The organism is Mesorhizobium kowhaii (genome assembly GCF_042431665.1).
GTDB lineage: Bacteria > Pseudomonadota > Alphaproteobacteria > Rhizobiales > Rhizobiaceae > Mesorhizobium > Mesorhizobium kowhaii.
Genome location: NZ_JBHLYT010000135.1, coordinates 1 through 940 on the forward strand (window position 1 = coordinate 1; position 940 = coordinate 940).

General features: G+C 60.6%; 1 pseudogene. It reads left to right on the forward strand.

From position 1 onward, the window contains the following. Positions 1–545 precede the first annotated feature (545 nt). Positions 546–940, forward strand: a pseudogene (locus ACFFNA_RS36050) (transposase); the annotation flags it as partial.

Consider the following 940-nt stretch of genomic DNA (forward strand, 5'->3'; position numbering starts at 1 on the left):
GCAACCAGGTGTCGCGCGCAGCATCCAACTGCTCGTCGACCACGACATCCTACCCAAACTTCAGCCGGTTCAACCCGTCATAACCTCTGTGCAGAGGTACTAGTGCGAGCGGCGCAATCGAAGATACCGCAATCCGTTCCAGTGCATGGAGATGGTCACATCGGATGTGTCGGCATTCCTCACATTGAAGGGGGACATTTGGACCATCATACCGAATGCCGCTGGGTTGTCGGCGTGCGTGTTTGCGCCGAGGTGCCAGATATTACCGCTCCGAGCATTGGCACTACGAACCAATGCGCCGACTATCATTGGCATGCTGATATCAAAACTGATGGCCCTCTTGTCGTGACCCAGGCGGGCAATGGCGTTCACGTCGAACAGCCGCTGTTTGTCAGCGGTCAGGCCGGCGTAGGCGGCGACCTTGCCAAACTGCTTTCACTTTCCGGAAAGAACTTCGAGGCTCGGCTGGTCCCCGGCGTCGATCTGCAGCTCGATATGAACGATAAGTGGTGCTCCGTGCTCTCGGGAACCCCAACGGGCAGATGCGCAAGCATGTCGCGGACCTGGAGAGCAGCACGATGGCGCGCCTTGAAGCATCGAAGACGAACAAGGTCCGCCGCTTCAAGGAGTTTTTTGACGGCGCCGCCAGTTGGAGCCGCGTAGAGCGCATCATCGCCCGCGTCGAGGTCGGCGCCCAAGGTGCCGATACCCGCTTCGTCGTCACCAACCTTGCAAGTGGCAAGGCCAAGGCGCTCTACGAGGATGTCTACTGCCGGCGCGGCGCTGCCGAGAACCACATCAAGTCGTGGAAGACGCATCTCGCCGCCGACCGCACCTCCTGCACAAGAGCGACGGCCAACCAGTTCCGGCTGTTCCTGCATGCCGGCGCCTACTGGCTGATGTGGGGCCTGCGCGCCGCGATGCCGAAACGCTCGAGCTT